This is a genomic window from Catenovulum sp. 2E275 (assembly GCF_025515275.1).
Taxonomy (GTDB): Bacteria; Pseudomonadota; Gammaproteobacteria; order Enterobacterales; family Alteromonadaceae; genus Catenovulum.
The window spans coordinates 1-18511 of sequence record NZ_JAOPFU010000028.1; the positions used below are offsets into that span (position 1 = coordinate 1).

General features: G+C 37.1%; 8 protein-coding genes. 3 read left to right on the top strand and 5 right to left on the bottom strand.

From position 1 onward, the window contains the following. Both N7931_RS12945 and N7931_RS12950 read right to left on the bottom strand, forming a co-directional pair. A partial coding sequence (locus N7931_RS12945; protein ID WP_262794637.1) for a hypothetical protein occupies positions 1–236 on the bottom strand: 236 nt, incomplete at its 3' end. A gap of 158 nt (positions 237–394) precedes the next feature. Then, positions 395–3382 (bottom strand): TonB-dependent receptor, encoded by a 2988-nt coding sequence (locus N7931_RS12950; RefSeq protein WP_262794638.1) that lies wholly within the window; start codon positions 3380–3382, stop codon positions 395–397. Positions 3383–3855: 473 nt separating this feature from the next. Here N7931_RS12950 and N7931_RS12955 point away from each other — a divergent pair, with 473 nt between their 5' ends. After that, positions 3856–5622, top strand: coding sequence for a glycoside hydrolase family 2 protein (locus N7931_RS12955; protein WP_262794640.1), 1767 nt, complete (start codon positions 3856–3858; stop codon positions 5620–5622). Between the two features lie 414 nt (positions 5623–6036). On the opposite strand, the gene N7931_RS12960 is transcribed toward N7931_RS12955, so the two are convergent. Next, positions 6037–7575 (bottom strand): GGDEF domain-containing protein, encoded by a 1539-nt coding sequence (locus N7931_RS12960; protein WP_262794641.1) that lies wholly within the window; start codon positions 7573–7575, stop codon positions 6037–6039. A gap of 456 nt (positions 7576–8031) precedes the next feature. Between N7931_RS12960 and N7931_RS12965 the strand changes: the two genes are divergently transcribed. Next, the gene (locus N7931_RS12965; RefSeq protein ID WP_262794642.1) at positions 8032–9093 is read left to right on the top strand and encodes an alpha/beta fold hydrolase; all 1062 of its coding nucleotides are present in this window, start codon (positions 8032–8034) and stop codon (positions 9091–9093) included. Positions 9094–9205: 112 nt separating this feature from the next. On the opposite strand, the gene N7931_RS12970 is transcribed toward N7931_RS12965, so the two are convergent. Both N7931_RS12970 and N7931_RS12975 read right to left on the bottom strand, forming a co-directional pair. Next, the gene (locus N7931_RS12970; protein ID WP_262794644.1) at positions 9206–10615 is read right to left on the bottom strand and encodes a glycoside hydrolase family 28 protein; all 1410 of its coding nucleotides are present in this window, start codon (positions 10613–10615) and stop codon (positions 9206–9208) included. A gap of 187 nt (positions 10616–10802) precedes the next feature. Continuing rightward, a complete protein-coding gene (locus tag N7931_RS12975) occupies positions 10803–13892 on the bottom strand; it encodes a TonB-dependent receptor (RefSeq protein ID WP_262794646.1) in 3090 nt (1029 codons plus the stop codon). A gap of 642 nt (positions 13893–14534) precedes the next feature. Between N7931_RS12975 and N7931_RS12980 the strand changes: the two genes are divergently transcribed. After that, positions 14535–18494: a carbohydrate-binding protein gene (locus tag N7931_RS12980; RefSeq protein WP_262794647.1), complete on the top strand. Its 3960-nt coding sequence runs from the start codon at positions 14535–14537 to the stop codon at positions 18492–18494. Positions 18495–18511: the final 17 nt, after the last annotated feature.

An 18511-nucleotide genomic window follows, 5' to 3' on the forward strand; every position in this document is an offset into this window, starting at 1 on the left:
AATTTGAGTGCCTGAGTTTTGCTTAATTCGCCCTGCGCCCAAGGTTTACCCCAGGTGCTACCCGGTTTATAAGCCGTTTGTTGGCCTTCTAACCAGCTGAGTTTGCCAGCCGTCCGGCTAATTTTTTGTTTTACTGTGTTGATTAAATCAGCCGCCTGAGCCGAATTAAAAGCCGACATGGCAACCGGAATAGAAGCTGCTATGGTCGACTTTTTAAGAAAATCTCGTCTATCCATTTTTCACCTTTTTTAAAAATATGTTGGAAAAATTAATTGAATTTATTTGTTCAGCCAATAAGTAATTTATAAAGATGCAGACTTAGCCTAAGCAAAATTTGCATGTTTTTAAAATACAGAAAGGCAGGTAGCGAACTACCTGCCTTAATTAGTATTAATTAAAATTTATACGAGAAGCCAACTGAGTAGTCACGGCCAGACCATTGATAATCAGTTGATAAACCAGAGCCCGCATTAACGTGTTTAACTTCATCTAGCAAGTTACGAGCATCAGCAAATATTTTCAGCTTGTCGTTAATTCGGTAAGTAAATTTAGCGTCTAAATAACCGGCATCATCAACATAAGCTGGGTTACCAGAACGAATGCTCGGATTAGCCAAATATTTACTACGGAAGTTATAAGCTAATTTAAGGTTCCAGATTTTAGTCTCATAAAATGCAGTTAAGTTATAAGCTTCCTTAGACATAGATGGGAACGCCAGTTCTTCTTTTGTTAACTGGTTAAACAAACCTACATCTTCTGACCACATACGGGTATAGTTTGCATTAACCCCAAACCCGTCAAACGGTGCTGGTAATTGAGAAAATACCGTCGAAGCTTGTAATTCAATCCCTTTCGTAATTGCGCCCTCTCCATTTAATTTTTGACGAACATCCCATAAACGGCCGTCACCAAAAAAGTCGATATCGAAGCGCTCATTCGCATCCAAAATCCAGCTATTCATTTTTTTATAAAAAACAGCCGCTGCAACAATCGATTTTTCATCTGGATACCAGTTTAAAGCAACATCAAACTGATCTGCACGATAAGGGTTTAAATATGGGTTACCAGCTGTACAACGATTAACTGGTGTGTCTTCTAACTGCTGCTCAGTTGTTCGTGAATAGTCACGGCAATCTGCATTTGGGTTTAAGTCAGCAGTACGCGGACGAGCCATTACTTTTGCCGCCCCCATATATAAAATAAGCTCTTCAGGAATAATGCCTAGATTTAAATTAATACTCGGCAGAGTATCTGAATATTCAGTGCTAAGTGTTTTTTCACCAACAAATGTATCTGGGTGATCTTCATCTTCTTCCCAGTTTGGAATACCAGTTTCTTCATCAACAACAACCACAACTTCACCAGTATCAGGATCTACTTCTGTGGCATCAACATAAATACGTTCAGTAACGGCACCATTAGAGTCAGTAGAAGATTGCACATAACGTACCCCAAAGTTACCCCATAAACGCATATCGGCTAATTCAGTTTCAAAATTGGCCTGTAAATAAACCGCGTTTGATTTTACTTCAACATCAAAACTATCAGTATCAGGGTCTAAATCTGAAACGCTAGTAAAGTCTCCAGTAGTTTCTTGTAACGCAGGAATAAATGTATACGGGTTAATCGCTACCCAGCCCGGGAATTTTTTATCTGAGCCTTGAAAAAACTCAACTGGCATAGTTAAGTGACCTTCAACTGATGCGAGTTGATCTTCCGGTGTCCATGTACTGTTAGCTCTGGTACTCACATCTTGAATAATGTCATAACGCCAAATATTTTTTTCAACTTTCTCAGTAATATGTTGAGCACCCGCTCGGAAAATAGTGAAAAAATCTGAGTCTGGAATGTAAGTTAAATCTAACTTAGCCATGGCTTCTGACGAGTCATTTTGTACTGGTCGTAAAGAATAGCGTGAACGATTATTCCAAACTTCAGGATCTGCAAAATCAACCGTTTGAGTTGGGTCGTCGTTCATATATGCATTGGATAAATCAATATAAGGCAAACCTGCATTATCTAGTGCAGAAATTTGAATGCCTTGAATATTGCGGGCTCTAACCTGTGCGTCATGCTGTTCATATTCTTGTGCTGCTGAAGAGTAAGCAACAATCCCTTCTATTTTTAAAGCATCTTTTTGGTATTCGAGTCCGGTTTCAAACATTTCCGACTTTTCTTCCCATTGAAATTCAACAGTTCGGTTAGTAATCACTGTTAAATCAGAAGCTTCAAACCCAGTAACAATATGGCGATCATCTACTTCTATTGTGCCAGGTACTAGTCTCGAATCAGCGGTAATATCAAATTGTAAATTATAATCTATCGAATCTTTATCACGTTTATTATAGGTATAACCAATATGGCCGGATAAATTATCATTAAATTTATATTGCCCCATGGTGTTAAAACTTAACCGTTTTTCGTCACGATTCCACGAACCATAGCGAGGAATTCTTGGTGATAAGTCATACCACTGCTCTCTACAAGCTGCATCTTCACAATCATCTACATTAGTGATGTTGGCATAATCAGAATTAACAAATGTTTTTTCGTCCGAGCCGTCATAATCGTTCAATAATACCCAGTCAGTATTACGGGCTGCGCTGACATTGGTATTTTTAATACTACTGGTAATGTTGGTTAATACACCAAAATCGTCACTAAATTTATATACCCCAGTTAAATTTAATTTAGGCATATAATCTTCAACAACATTATTGTATTGAACTTCCCCATTCATAGACAGAAAATGGTCTTTAAATTCATTTGGCTTACGGGTATTAATTTTAATTGTGCCGCCAATACCACCTTCGGTTAAACGTGCTTCTGAGCCTTTAATAACATCTAGTGATTTAACGAGTTCAGAAGCCATATCTCTGAAATTAACTGCACGTGAGCCATCTGTGCCTTTTGCACCGACACTGTTCATTTCAACCCGAACTAAATCAGGATCAACCCCACGCACACTGACTAAAGAGCCTTCGCCGTCCGATCGGTCTAACTGAATACCGGAAATACGTTGCAGCGCTTCACCAATATTTTTATCTGGGAACTCGCCTATATCTTCAGCCACTAAAGAGTCCATCATAGTGTCAGACATTTTTTTACGGTTTAACGCCCCTAACTGACTTTGACGCATACCCGTTACAGAAATAGTTTCTACTTCTTCTTCGGTTTGCTGTAATGCATTTTCAACACTGCGAACTTCTGTGCTGTTATCAGCTTGCTGAGCATATGCCGAAGCGCTAGTACCAAAGTAAGCTCCCGTCAGTAATAAACTAATCTGGGCGGCTACTTTTGTCTTATTTAATACACTACCAACGTTATCTTTTCTAACGTTGTCACTTTGTTTTAAAACAATATTTGAATAATGAGTTTTCATTGTTATCACCTCTGTTAATCTCCGCATCCATTCGGCAAAAAAATGTCAAATTTCATTTAACATTAAATTTACAACAACCCAATAATAGATCAATCCACAAGACAAGGTCAACAAAAATAATCAAACTTAACCAAATGCACTCAAACAAAAACATAAAATCCCGTTAAAACGGATAAATAAACTTCTATTTATTTATCCTTTTGATTGTAAAAGCGACAAAAAAACAAACAAATAAACATAATCAATCATTTTCTTGCAATATTATTTTTTTACGTGTATTTTTTAAATTAAGTAAATCAAGTGTGTTTTTTGTTAATAACAGTCTCATATTAAACTTAAAAAATGACAACGAAATCAATAGATAACTAATTGATTTAAAATAATTTTTATATTAACCAGATATTTTTAGAAACAAAATGATTGCTAATGTGACTCAAAATATCTGATATTTATCTTTAACAGAGGAAAGCAACATGAAGTATTGGCTAGTCTTAATAGCATTTTTGTCTGCAAGGGCATTTGCTTCTATCGATTTAATTCAAAACCCTGATGCAAGGGATTCAATTAGTTTAAACGGACAATGGAATGCCATTGTTGACCCTTATGATGTAGGCGATAAACGAAAATTTTATGAAAACGCCAAACAAGAAACCCCTGATCAGTTATTAGAATATAACTTTGCCTCAGCTCAAAAACTAAAAGTACCGGGCGATTGGAATACTCAAGACGATAAACTCTTTTTTTACGAAGGCACTGTCTGGTATCACAAAGATTTTACGGTTAATAAAAAGTCTGGCAAAAACTATTTAGTGCATTTTGGCGCGGTTAATTATTTAGCAACCGTTTATTTAAACGGCCATGAAATTGGTACGCACGAAGGCGGTTTTACTCCATTTCAATTTAACGTAAATGAGCAATTAGTAGACGGCGCTAACTCGATTGTTGTAAAAGTAAATAATCGCCGTGAACCAGATTTTATTCCAACCATGAGTACTGACTGGTGGAATTATGGTGGTATTACGCGTTCAGTAAAACTAATTGAATTAAATGATAGCTATGTAGATGACTACAGTATTCAATACGTTAATGGCAAAGTTCCACAAATTAAAGCCAAAGTGAGTGTTAAAGGCAAAGTTGCCGGTGCAGTTGAATTGCATATTCCAGAGTTAAATGTGCGCCAAAGTTTAAAGTTAAACAGTAAAGGCGAAGCACAAATTAGTTTTAATGCTAATCCAAGATTATGGACGCCAGAAGCGCCTAAATTATATCAAACCGAGTTAGTTTATGCCGGCGAAACCGTTAAAGATAAAATTGGCTTTAGATATGTAGAAGTAAAAGGCGACGATATTTTATTAAATGGCCAACGCATCTTTTTACGCGGTATTTCAATTCATGAAGAAAAACCAAGTGGTGCAGGCCGTGCATGGAGCGAAAGCGAAGATCGCACTTTATTAAACTGGGCAAAAGAGTTAGGCAGCAACTATGTCCGTTTAGCCCATTATCCACATAACGAAAAAATGTTACGTTTAGCTGATGAAATGGGCTTATTAGTGTGGGCTGAAAACCCTAACTATTGGGGTATTCAGTTTGAAAGTGATGTCGTTTTAGAAAAAGCCAAACAGCAATTCACTGAAATGTTAGTACGCGATAAAAACCGTGCATCGATTATTTTATGGTCTATTGCCAATGAAACGTTAAATACTAAAGACAGAAACCATTTTTTAAGTAGCTTAGCAAAAACCGTTCGTGAGCAAGATCCAACTCGTTTAGTGACTGCTGCACTTAATACCCAAACAACGACAGAATACGGCCATAAAATTGAAGATCCACTTGCCAGCGTAGTAGATGTAATTGGTATTAACAGCTATTGCGGCTGGTATTACGATGCACCAAAAGATTGTGCCAATTACAAATGGGTAACTGAATATAAAAAACCAATTGTGATCAGTGAGTTTGGTGGCGGTGCATTACATGGCTGGCATGGCGATGAAAATGAAAAATACACAGAAGAAAATCAGGTTGCGGTTTACAAATATAACTTAGAAATGTTTGAAAACATGGCGCAATTACGGGGTATGTCACCGTGGATTTTAAAAGACTTTTTATCACCACGCCGCCCGTTAGCAAATGTACAGGATTATTGGAACCGCAAAGGTTTATTATCTGAAAGCGGTGAAAAGAAAAAAGCTTGGTACATAATGCGCGACTGGTATGCCGAAAAAGCAGAGTCTTTTAAATAAGTAAGCATTAAATAAAGCAACTGGCAGTAAATAAATTAGCCGGTTACTACCCTCTCCTGCCAAAGCCGATTTTATTCCCCGTTATAAAATCGGCTTTTATTTTAATTCTGCTCAAAATAACCTAGATTAGACAACTCCACCTGACTCTTTAATTAAAACCAAATAGATTGATAAAATTTGAAGTTTATGCAAATCAAATTTTTGCTAGTTAGTTTCAGGTTATCGCTCAAATCTAGCTTTAAGTATAAGATTGAATAAGCTGTTTGATATAAGATTGGTGTGACACGTTATGGCGAGACACTGCTCACATTAAACACTGTTTTATATGATGGCTTACACTGCTTCGCAGCTAAACCATCCTACAATTTAAAGCCAACATATTAGCCGGTCAGGTAAAGTGGCTAAAAATATCAATTAATTTTGTGCGACAACCAATGTATTTCGTCCGGCATGTTTTGCTTGGTATAAAGCTTTGTCTGCAATCATCCAAAATGATTCTAAATCACCGCTTGCTTCGGCTATACCCATACTGGCAGTAATTTTAAAAGTATCAGTCGTTTTAGGAATAGTAATCATTAAATTATTAATATCTTGCTGAATTTGAAGTGCGAGTTGATGAGATTGTATTAAGTCAGAGTTAACCAATAAAATCGCAAATTCTTCACCGCCAACTCTAGCGATAACATCGTGTTTTCTGCGATATTGGCTAATGGTTTTGGCAAATGTAACCAAAGCTTGATCGCCAGCCTGATGGCCATAATTATCATTCACCGCTTTAAAATGGTCGATATCCAACATAATAAAGCAGCAAGGAAAACCCTCACGTTGTGCCAAATTTAACACTCTACGGGCGTTATCTTCCAAACCTCGGCGATTATTTAATTGGGTAAGTTGATCGGTTACCGCTTGTTGAGATAAACGCTGGTTTGATTGAGCAAGCTGAACAGATAATTTTTTAAATTTATAAATAATAAAAGCGGCAATAGCCAATAACAAACTCGCAAAGCCACCAATTTTAGCGGCTAATAAATAATCTGTTTTTGTTTTTTCGGTAAATAAAAACCCATCTAAATTAACTTCAGCCTGAGTCATATTCAATTGCTGGTAACTTTGTGCAATAAATTGCCAACGGCCGGGATTCATGTGGCCTAATTGTACCAGTTCAGGGATCACTAACTCTTTAATTGTGCGGGCTTCAAATCTTAAATGTGCCAGTGTTTTTTGAGGGGCATATTTTTGATGAATCAGTTGAATGGTTTCATCAATATGATTTAACGCATATTCCCAACCCTTTAAGCTCGCCTTTTTAAAACGCATGGTTAAATTAGCTTGCTCTGTTGCCTGTTGTTCACTGGTAATTAATACGTCGCTATAAAAATTAATGCCATAGTCTTTTGGATTAATAATGTTGTATTCAATGCCTTGCTGCTCTAAATAATAAGGTTCATTTGAAATATAACCATCGTAAGCTTGTGCTTTGCCACTAATTAAATCATTGATATCAAAACTGGTAGGCTGAATATTCAGTGTGCTGGACGATAACCCTTCCCGTTCCAGCATAATTAATAACTCAGCGCTTTCCGGTGGCGGCATAATTAATACGGTATGGCCAATAATGTCTTGCGGGGTATTAATTTTATCTTTCTTTAAGGTAATCCATACAATCGGGGATGTTTGCATAATTGCCGCTAAAGCAACAACTGGCTTGCCTTCCATTCGCTCAATCACCACGCCTGAACCTGTTATCGCAAAATCCACCTCTCCTTTTAATACACTTTCAATGGGTGATAAGGCATTTGGCCCGCCTTCAATTAATTCAACATCAATATTTTCTTCGGCATAAAAACCTTTTTCTTTTGCCATGTAATAACCAGCAAACTGAAATTGATGCAACCAGCGTAATTGAAGTTTGACAGAATCAGCCGCATAAGCGGGAAGTAGTATTGAATGCAATAAAACAACAGCCCACAAAAAATAACTCAAAACACATAGATAATTATTTTTTAAATGTTTCACCCGAATACAAAGTCCTTTCAAGAATAGATATGAGAAATTAACCTAAGTTCTGGATAATCGCTTACAGGCTGTCGCTAACTGATTATCCGGCTTGAGGTTAAATTAATTGAAAACTGGTCAATTTTATCAAAAGCTTAGCTAAATAAACGGCTTTGTGCCACGTTTATTTATCGCTATAGCCGTAATCAATTTGCTATTTCATTTTAAATGGCTGGAGTCCGCCATTTATGCCGCCGTAAAACGGTCTAAAGCCCGCTCCACAATGTGATTGCAACCAACAAACGGTTCATTATGTTAGAGTTGTTTTGTAGGTTGAAACTATCTAACCATGCTATGGTCTTAATCAATTTTTGTTGTATAGATATTTTTTGTATAGATAAAGGATATTAAATTATGCGAGGACTTTTTCAGCAGTTAAATACGCGTTTTCCCAAACCCAACATATTCAGTGCTTTTTTAATTGGGGCAGCCTGTTTAACTACCACTATGGCTCAAGCTGCACAACCACAATACGGCGGTGAATTACAGGGTTTTGAATACCCTTATCCGGTAAAATATTATCAGTTTGAATCTCAGGGTCAGGCATTAAAAATGGCTTATCTAGATATTGCTCCTGCCGTTGCTCCTCAAAATACAGCATCGCCAACGCCAACTATTGTGCTAATGCATGGTAAAAACTTTTGTGCCGCAACTTGGCAAGATAGTATTGAGCGTTTAACTCAAGCTGGTTTTAGAGTAATAGCGCCCGATCAAATCGGTTTTTGTAAATCAACGAAACCCCAACATTATCAGTTTAGTTTTCATCAACTTGCAACCAATACGCATAACTTACTGAACAGTTTAAATATTAAAAATGCCAGTGTAATGGGCCATTCAATGGGCGGCATGTTAGCCACCCGCTATGCATTAATGTTTCCACAACAAACCCGTCAGTTAATTTTACTTAACCCTATTGGGTTAGAAGACTGGAAAGCCAAAGGAGTGCCTTACCAAACGCTGGATCAAAATTATCAGGCTGAGTTAAATAAAACTGCAAAAGGCATTAAAAATTATCAGCAGCATACTTATTATGTCGGTCAGTGGCGGCCAGAGTTTGATAAATGGGTAGATATGTTAGCCGGTATGTATAATGGTAAAGATAAACAAAGAGTTGCGTGGAATCAGGCGCTTACCTCCGACATGGTATTTACTCAACCAGTCGTTCACGAGTTTAGCCAACTTAAAATACCTACTTTATTATTAATCGGTGAAAAAGATAATACCGCTATTGGTAAAAATAACGCCTCAAAAGCGGTACAAAAAACATTAGGCCGATACGACATTTTAGGCGAGCAAGCAGCAGAAAAAATCCCGAATGCGACTTTGGTTGAATTTGCCGATTTAGGTCATTCTCCGCATATTCAGCAGCCAGATAGATTCCACCAGACTTTACTCCAATACTTAACAAGAAATTAAATATCAACCATCGCTTTTTCTGATTAGAACTGAACTTAATTGGACTAAAAGCGCTAACGACTAATTTTATACTCCTACTAATAAAACGAAATGAGTAGGAGTATAAAATGTATTAACTAACAACTAAATTTTGTACATTTTTCTCAATCACATTCTCACCTAACAACTGCTCAACTTTTACATTTTTTAGCTCTACATTTTTTACTGGCATCTCATCTTGAGCCTCTATTTTGCAAAGATGTTTGGCCGTTTTTACCTCTATATTTTCTAAATATAAACCTTCTATCGGTGTCAGACGTTTTTCATAAGTAGGGACTAAATTACGCCACTGGTATAGTACATCTGTTTCTACAGCTAATGGCGCACCACCTATATTATGTGCTTTAACATTACGCATATAAATATTTTTGACGTAACCACCACGACGCTCATTAGTTTTAATAAACATTAAATTTCCAGTTCCTGAGTATTGAGTGCCATCATCAAACTGACAGTTTTCAACTAACACATTTTCTACCCCACCAGAAAGTTCACTACCAACAGCTAATAGTTGATGGCCTTGCTTGATCCTACAATTTCTCATAACCAAATTTTTAGTTGGTACGTTTATACGCCATGCATCTTGGTTACGGCCAGATTTAACAGCTAATGCATCATCACCTTGATCAAAAATGCTATCCTCTATCAACATATTTTGGGTCATTTCTGGATCAATTCCATCATTGTTATGGCCATGAGCTTTAACATTAACTCGACGAATTACGACATCTCGACATAAAAAAGGATGAAGCACCCAAAATGGACTATTTTCTATATTGATATCTTCAATCAATACATTCTGACAACGATTAAACTGAATAAAATGCGGCCTTAAATTAGCACCTTCATAAGTCATCACTCTGTCTTCAACAGGGATCCCTTTTGCAGCTTGGTGATAAAGTGAGGCTAAAGCTTCCATGTGAGGTTTAGGTCGTTTCCCCCAAATTGTCCAAATATCCATCTGGGTTGTTAATAACCCTTTACCTGTTATAGCTATTTCTACGCATTCATAAGCATAAATAAGTGGTGAATAGTTATAGCACTCCATACCTTCCCAAGTTGTTTTTACGGCAGGTAAATAATCTTTCGGATCACCAGAGAAATGTAATATAGCACCTTCTGCAATATGTAAATTCACAAAACTTTTAAAATGAATAGGACCAACCTGCCAGCTTCCTTCGGGGATAAACACAATCCCTCCCCCATTTGAATGGGCCGTTGAAATAGCAGCTGCAATAGCTCTATCATTCGATTCTTTACTTTCTGGCTTTGCTCCAAATTCTTTAATATTAAATACGGGTGCTGCTGTAAAGTTAGGAATTTTTATTGGGGGCATACTAAACGGAGCTGAAACAGTAATTGTATCTATCATGACAGGCTGTTTAGCAGATGAAAAAGTGGAACTACAACCAGAAACAAGGGCCAGTGAAACACTGGCTTGTAAAAAATGGCGTCGAGATAACTCTAAAGAAGATCTTTTCATAATATACCCAATAATGTATTTATATTTTTTATTAGTAACGAAATCTAGCGGCAAAAATACTTACAAAAACCTAAGTATTTTTCTGATCAGAACAACATAGATACATGCAGTAAATGCACAAGGTAAATATAAAAAGAAAAAGGGCACCAAAGTGCCCTTTTTTATATAGTATTAAAGTAAATTAAAATTACATTTTGTAAGTAACACCGATTGAGAATAAGCGACCAGACCACTGAACGTCGTTAATACGGCCTGTACCAGAGTTCTCAACTTTAGCTTCTTTACCTAGGTTACGACCATCAACATAAAACTTAAGGTTGTCACTATAGCGGTAAGTAATTTTACCGTCGATATAACCAGCAGCGTCAACAAACACAGGTAAACCGTCAAATACGCGTGCATAATATTCATCACGGTAGTTATAAGTTAACTTGATACTCCAATCTTCATCTTCATAAAAACCTTCAAGGTTATATGAATTTTCAGATTGACCTTTTAGCGGCATTTGCTCACCAGTTAACGGGTTAAAGTCATCAACATTATCTGCAGTAATATAGGTATAGTTAGCTTTTGCACCTGTGTTTTGTAAAAAGCCAGGTAAGAAAGTAAAGAAAGTTGAAGCCTGTAACTCAACCCCTTTTGTAGTAATACCTTGTTTATTGGTTTGTTGAGTAACATCCCATACTCGGCCATCATTAAAGAAATCAACATCTTCATGTACCTCTGCACCAAATACATAGCTGGTAATATCTTTAACAAAATAGGCAGCAGATAAAATAGAAGTCTCGTCAGGATACCAAGTTAATGCAACTTCATATTGATTAGCACGATATGGGTCTAAATCCGGGTTACCCGCTCTACAAGTATTAACATAAGCTAAGTTACCTGCTAGAGGGTAATCATGAATCGTACAATCCGCATTAATATTTAAATCATTGATTTGAGGTCTAGCCATTACTTTAGCAATACCTAAATACGCCTGAAAACCATCAAACATTTCTAGAGTCATATTTAAGCTAGGTAGTACATCAATAAATTCTTCTGTGATAGCTTGACGGCCTTCAAACCAACGATCGTCTGTTCTATCTTCTTCCCCGCCTAAATTCTCTCCATTAGGACCCTTAATTGGTATACGGTTTCCGTTGTCATCTAATACAGGTGTACCATCATCATTCTTTTCAAACTGTTCAACTAAAACACGAATACGGGTATAGCCTTCAGATTCAGTTTCAGTACGGGCAATACGTACACCAAAATTCCCCTTTAAGGTCATATCGCCTAAATAAGTTTCGAAATCAGCTTGCGCATAACCAGATTGAGTTTTAACACTTATGTCATAACGGCTTTGTGCTGAATCTAGATTATCACGTGCAGAAACTGCTGATGAATAACCACTACGCTCCAATAAGGCTTCTAAGTATGGTTCAGTATCAATCGCCATATAGCTTTCGATAATATCTACACCTGAATCATAATCTCGGAAAAATTTATCGGTCGCAAAACGATTATTAGCATAAACATACTCATGATCATCCTGCGTCCATATTTTAGTTACACCGTCTACTGTGTAAGGATTACCCACAGTTTGCATAATATTATATGACCAACCATCATTAGCAAACTGTTGATCTGTCATAATAAAACCAGTATAGAATTTTGTAAAAAAGTCCGAGTCTGGGATATAAGTGACATCTAACTTAGCAATATTTTCAGCAGCATCACTTTGACTAGGTGCATATTTAAATCTATCAAGTGAAGTATATTGATTACCATCATTATAATTAAAGGTATTAAAAATATCCTCTTCATCATCTGGGTTGATAATATAAGCATTGGTAAAGTCAAAAGTAGGCAAACCTTTAACCTGTTCAATAACGATACCACCTACGTTATTTTGAGCACTTTGGGTATCACGTGAATCAATATCTTCAAACGTGGTTGAACGAGCGATATAACCTTCGATTTTTAACCCATCTTTATTGTAATCAAAACCCGCCTTCATTATCTTACGTTCTTGATCCCAATCAAAGTTCAGAGTACGGTTACGTACCGTCGCCCCCGCTAGATATCCCTCAGGATTAGCATCCGAAGTAATTCGACCTGTTGTTATTAATTTATAAACATTTTTATCTGCTGTTACCGCATCTGCTGTAGAATTAAATGTATCGCCGATCTCAACTTGGAAGTTTCTATCAGTTGCAACCTTATTACGACTACTATCGGTATAAGAGATATCAAAAGATAATTCATCAGTTAATTGATATTGTGCTTCTATATTGGCTGATAAACGTTTTTCCTGACGACCCCAAACACTGTAACGTGCATTACTTGGGCTATATTCATACCATTGCTCTTCACAAAGCTGTTCATCTGCTGCTGATAAAGCGCCAGATGAACAAGAATCTTTCGTTGTATACTCTGCAAAATCTTGATCAGGAGCAGTCTTATTAGGATCATTGTCTATATCACGATATTTTTGCCAATTTGTATTTCTTAAACCATGGAACATTTGATGTTGATCAGATGCGGTCACATTCACCAAAAAGCCAAAACGATCCGAAACTTTATATACGCCAGTTAAATTATATTTAGGCATATACTCATCAATCATCGTATTGTATTGTGCTTCCGCATTAAACTGGAAAAAGTTATCAGTAAATTCATTCGGTTTACGGGTATTAATTTGAATCGTACCACCAACACCACCTTCTGTAATACGTGCTTCTGAGCCTTTATATACATCTATTGATTTAACCAACTCAGATGCCATATCACGGAAATCTACGCTGCGGCTACCACCCATACCCATAGCTGTAACGCCGTTGACTTCAACCCGAACTAGGCCAGATTCAACACCACGAACACTGACCGAGCTACCTTCACCCATATCACGTTCAAGCTGAATACCAGATACACGTTGAAGTGCTTCTGCTACGTTTTTATCCGGAAATTCACCGATATCTTCAGCAACTAATGAATCCATCATAGTGCCGGCATTCTTTTTACGATCTAGAGCACTTAATTGACTATATCGAATACCAGAAACTTGAATCAGCTCCATTTCTTCATCATCTTGTGATGCTTCAGTGTCTGTCTGATTTTGCGTTTGTTGAGCCTGTTCAGATTCTGCTGCAAATGCATTCACCCCAGAAAATGCACTAATAGCAGCGCCAGCAAATAAAATAGAAGCAATTCGGTTAGCTAAAGATTTTTGTTTAAAGTGTGGAATAGCCGATTCAGTGCTATCTATTTTTTTAGACTGATTGTAGTTATTCATTATGAAATCCTGCGTTAATTGTTAGTAGGTGAAGTTTTTGTTAAATACAAAACTTTTTTTAACAACAAGGATAGTATAACCAAAACAAATCAATTTCAACAATTATTAAACAAAAAAACCAATTTCAGTCACGCACAATCATTAAGTGCTCTATTTATCTTTAATTATACTGAATCCCACTCACTTTTTAATTAACAAATACTCAGTAAATATATCAGAAATAACAACTATCATTTCTTTTTATCAAGCAGAGATAAACAAGTAGAGTTTATTTGATCTTACACAATGGAACTATCAAGCTATATTTTGGTTTAAAAGTAACTAACATTAGTCATAAAAACACAATTAAAAACATAAAATACTCACACTATTAACTTAACCGACCATAAAATCGGTATAAATTAAAAAAATAAAACCAATAGTTAAGATATTTTTTTATATATTGTTAAATAAAGATTAAAAAACACTGGATATATGATTGTTAGTGATTTATTATGACTGCTGTTGGTGTTATTTTGGTTTAAATAAAACGATAAATAATCGATCTGGTTAGCACTAATTTTTTAATTAATAGGGTAATTTGATGTAGTTTTTTTGTTAATTCTGCATCATCTTCTTAAAATCATTTTCGGAGACCGCATAATGAAAATAGACGGAAGGTATCTCAAAGATAAAAATCGCGTATTTGCAAAGGCTTTATTACCTTTAGCGATTACAACAGTTCTGGTTGGTTGTGACAGCGAATATACGCCAGCAGAACCTTTCACTCCAGCACCATTAACTGATGCTGAACGTGACACCAGCGGCAATTCACAAGTAGAAAATCTAGACTTAGGTTTAATTGTTATTCCAGCAGAAGATGCTGGCGAAAACGCTATTAGCTGGCGTTTGTCAGGCTTAGATGAGCAAAGAGTCGTTTTTAAAGTTTATAAAAATGGCGAGTTTATGCAATCAGCACGCCCTGGCGACCCAACCTTTTTAGTAGACATTAATGGTCTACCTACTGACACATATCAGGTTAAATCTTTTGTTGATGATGTTGAAAAATCAGCGTCGAAAGTTGTTCAAGCTCAAGCAAAACCATACTTAGCTATCCCTTTGAGTACTCCAGCTAATGGCTTTGTGGATGGTGTTGAACATAGCTATACTGCTAACGATGTATCTGCAGCTGATTTAACTGGAGATGGTCAGTACGAGCTAATCGTAAAATGGGAACCGGATAACGCTAAAGATAACTCTCAAGCAGGTAAAACAGGTGATGTTTTAATTGATGCTTACACCCTAGAGGGTGAATTATTATGGCGTATTAACTTAGGCCAAAATATCCGTGCTGGCGCGCATTATACTCAGTTTATCGCTTATGACTTTAACCAGGACGGCCGTGCAGAAGTAGCAATGAAAACAGCTGATGGTACTATTGATGGTCGTGGTAATGTGATTGGGGATGCTGAAGCAGAATATAGAGATGATGCTGGATTTATAACTGATGGCCCAGAATTCTTAACTATGTTTGATGGTATCTCAGGCGAAGCAATTAGTACTATTGATTATATTCCTCCTCGAGGAGACAGATTTAGTTGGGGTAAGGATTCAGATGGTACAAACCGAGTAGACCGTTTCTTAGCTGGTGTAGCTTATCTAGATGGCAAAGTCCCTAGTTTAATTATGTCTAGAGGTTATTATGGCAAAGCTGTTGTAGCGACATTTAATTTTGATGGTGAAAACTTAACAACTAACTGGGTATATGATTCTTCTACTGATACCACAGAAAACAATATCGCTGGCCAAGGTGCACATAGTTTAAGTGTCGCCGATGTCGATGGTGATGGTAAAGATGAAATCATCTTTGGTGCTGGTACTTTAGATGATGATGGAACCTCATTATATAATACGGGTTTAGGCCATGGTGATGCGCTTCATGTAACAGACATAGTACCAAGTCGCCCTGGCTTAGAAGTCATGATGGTTCATGAAGGTTCTGGGGCTTATATTAATGAAAACGGTAACTTTGGTGTTGAAGTACATGATGCCGCCACCGGTGAAATTTTATACTCACAACCAAGTAATGGTGATGGCGATGATGTTGGCCGTGGTTTAACGGGTGATATTGACCCTAACTATCCAGGTCTAGAAAGCTGGGGGTCAAGAGGTGGCTTAATGGCCGCTGACGGTACCGTAATTTCGCAAAATAAACCATCCATGAACTTTATGACATGGTGGGATGGTGATTTATCACGTGAAATGTTAGACGGTAACGCCGAAGGTGGTTTAAGTGTTACTAAATGGAATCCAGACGATAAAATTGTTGAAAAAGAAGCATTATTTGACTCTAAAACCGTTAAAAATGGTACTGGTGTTTCAAATAACGGAACTAAAGCAACTCCGGGTTTATCTGCCGATATTCTTGGTGACTGGCGTGAAGAAATCGTAACTCGTAACGAAGATAGCACTAAGTTATTGGTTTATGTTTCAAATATCCCAACAGATATTCGCTTACCGACTTTAATGCACGACAGACAATATCGTACAGCAGTTGCTTGGCAGAACGTTGGTTATAACCAGCCTCCGCACCCAAGTTTCTATATGGGTTCAGATATGAAGCTGTATGATCATTTATTAAAAGATTTACCACAGTTTAAAACAACGGCTGTAGCGGGTACTCCAGCAACCAATATGGTCGCGCAAGGTAATAACAATAATATTATCGTTAAAGTATACGGCGGCTCATCTGAAGTTGGTTCGGTTAATATTTTACGCGCAACTAGCAACGACAAAGGCGCTGCTCAAAGTGTCGGTATGTTAGAAGGTGGCGAAACAACGTTTGTCGATACTTCTGCTGTGCCTGATACCACTTATTATTACTGGACGGAAGTTAAAGACAGCAGTGGTAATACAATTGCTGGTTTAGATCATGTATCTCAAGCACGTATGACTTCAACATTAATTCCAAGATTAGAAGTTGCCAGCTTAAATAACTACATTGATTTAACTTGGGTAACTAATTTACAGCTTGAGTCTATTCATATTTATCGTGCGGAAACCACTGAAATGGGTGTTATCCCTGAAAAACCTCAGGCTTATTACGCAACGGTAAATGCTAATGCTAAAACTTGGACAGATGCAGAGACCACAGATGGCAGTAAATATTATTACTGGGTTGAGTTAACCACTAAAGATGGAAAAACAGTTATTACAGACCCTGTTTTTGGTGAAAATATTTTAGCTCAAGAGACTAATCTGGATTACACCTATAAAGATGGTGTAATGACAATCTGTTGGGATTTCAAAAATTTCGATCCGATCACTTATATCGAATTGCTAAGAAATACCCAAAATCAAGCTAGTGGTCGTACCCGGGTTGTCCCTTTTGGTCGAGCTGAAACACCGGCTTTTGCTGAGAAAGATTGCTATGTAGATACTGCTGTTACGCCAAAACCTGCCGAGGGAGAAGAGCCTGCAGTACCTGCAGATGTAAATTACTGGTATATGTTTAAGTACAATACAGCAACAGCATCTAATGTTACCTCTGAAATTGTTGGTCCGTTTATTACTACAGAAGGTAGCAGAACAAACTTTACCGGTGAAGCTGACCCTGTTCTTGAAACTATCAATTTAACTTGGGAATTAAGAAACTTTGGTCAAAGCATTACTAATGTAAATGTTTACCGTAATACAACGGATTCTTTAGATGGTCGAGTATTAGTTAAAGAAAATGCTAGAGCAACTGATGGTCGTTTACGTGATACTGGTGGTGATACTGGGTTTACCAACGGAACAACTTATTGGTATTCATTTGAAGTCACTTTAGAAGACGGTACAGTTGTTGATACTACGCCAGAAGGTAATATTTTATTTGAATTACCTCAGCCTGAATCTAACATCATAACTCGATTAGAAGATGGTGGTATCCGTATTGACTGGAATCTTAAATACTACAGTGGTGTTTACAGTAATATTGAGATTATACGTAATACCGAAGCTTCTGCCGATGGTGCAGTAGTAGTTGCGTCTAACTTAGAGCCTCGCAGTGCTTATGCTGATTATGATGAAAGTTTAGTAGAGCTTCAATCGTACTGGTATATGATGCGAGTTACGCTTGAAGATGGCACTGTCATTACAGATGAACCAACCTCTGAAATCGTTTATCAGAAAAATCCAAGTACCACTAGCGTAACCATTCAAGAAAATGCAGATGGTTATTGTGAAATGCAAACTGGTTTATTGGAATCAAACTGGGCAGGTTATGAAGGCGATGGTTTCTCTAATACTGACAATGCTGAAGGTATGTATATCTCGTATAAAGTAAATGTCCGCGAAGCTGGTACATATAGATTCTTGTTACGCTATGCAAATGGTGCAGCTGATAACAGATATGCTAGTGTAACGATTAATAATACAGCTAATGCTTTCAATATTGATATGGATGGTACCGGTACTTGGGATACATGGTTAGAAACTTATTCATCGTACGACCTACAGCCAGGCGAAACTACAATTAAATTAGTTTCAGCTACAGCTGGTGGTTTAGGTAACATTGATAGTTTAACTATTGACAATTTAACCGGGACACAAGGCCCAACAGCAATTGCTTGTGCGCCTTAATTAGAGTACTCCTAGTT